The following is a 1,187-nucleotide window of genomic DNA, read 5'->3' as shown; positions in this document are numbered from 1 at the left end:
ACGACGCTTTTGGCGAGTTCGCGCATGGCGATGGTGGGGAGCAGGATGGACAGGCCGGCGTGGGTGCGCATGGTGGACAGGTCCCGCCAGACGCGTTCGATGCGTTCGCCGTGGCGGATGGCGCTCGATCCGGCGGTGGGCAGGATGATGCTCTCGACCGCGGTCCAGGCGGTCGTGGCGACGTGCCGGCTGATCGCTGACAGGCGCAGGTCCAGTTCCGGGGTCACCTCGGCCGGCCCCCGCACCGCCGCGTCGTGCCACTGCTGCACAGCGTTCATCAACGCCGCCTCAGCGGTACCGACCATGCCGACCGCCTCGCCGTACCAGACCTGATAATCCGGGTCCAGATACCGGGGCACCACCGGCGGGACCAACGTCGTCCGCGTCCGCAGCAGCTCCTCGTACGCGTCCAGCGCCCCCTTCGCCATACCCACCGCGATCGAACAGTTCAAGAAATTGATGAACGACAGCGGACCACCGCCGTACTCCGCATTCCCGTGCAACGCCCGCCCCGGCGTACCCCCCGACGCGTCGTACTGCACCAGCTGCACACCCGGCAACGCCATGTGCGGCGGAACATGAACATTCTCCATCCGGATGCCGTGCGAACCACTACCCCGCATCCCCAACTGCTGACCCCAGTCGTCCAACCGCTCCCACTGACTGCGCGGCGCAGCGAACAACAACGCAGCCGGCGGCACACCATCCTGCGCAGGCAACACCGCATGCCCCATGAAATGCGTCCCGTACGGCGACCCGGAACAATACGACCACGTCCCGCTCACCGTCCAACCACCACCAGCCACCGGCACCGCCGTCCCCCGCGGAATCGCCGTACCAGGACAGATGAAATCACCCACCGCGAACAACTCATCCTGCGCCCGCTCACCAAAAATCGACGCAGCCACCTGCGTATGCGCCGCCCCCAACCCGAACATCCAACCCGTCGAACCACAACCACGCGCCAACGTCACACACACCCGGAAAAACGTCTCGATCCCGAACTCGTACCCGCCATACCGACGCGGCACCAAAATCCGGTAAAAACCATTCCTGGCAAACCGCTCATGAACATCCTCAGCGTAAAACCCACGCTCCTCCGTCTCAGCCTGCCGCTCAACAAGCTCAGGAACCATCGCCTCAGCACGCGCCACCACCTCATCCCCGGTCAAACCCGGCTCGGGCGG

1 protein-coding gene is annotated in these 1,187 nt (G+C 65.6%); it reads right to left on the bottom strand.

What is annotated here, in order from left to right:
* Nucleotides 1-1,154 (bottom strand): acyl-CoA dehydrogenase family protein (locus tag ACZ6TV_RS55220; protein WP_465309794.1); only part of this gene is annotated, 1,154 nt, incomplete at its 3' end.
* Nucleotides 1,155-1,187 lie beyond the last annotated feature (33 nt).

The organism is Dactylosporangium sp. NPDC051087, assembly GCF_055586325.1.
Note: the sequence above shows the minus strand (reverse complement) of the source record. Positions and strands in the feature narration are given on the sequence as shown.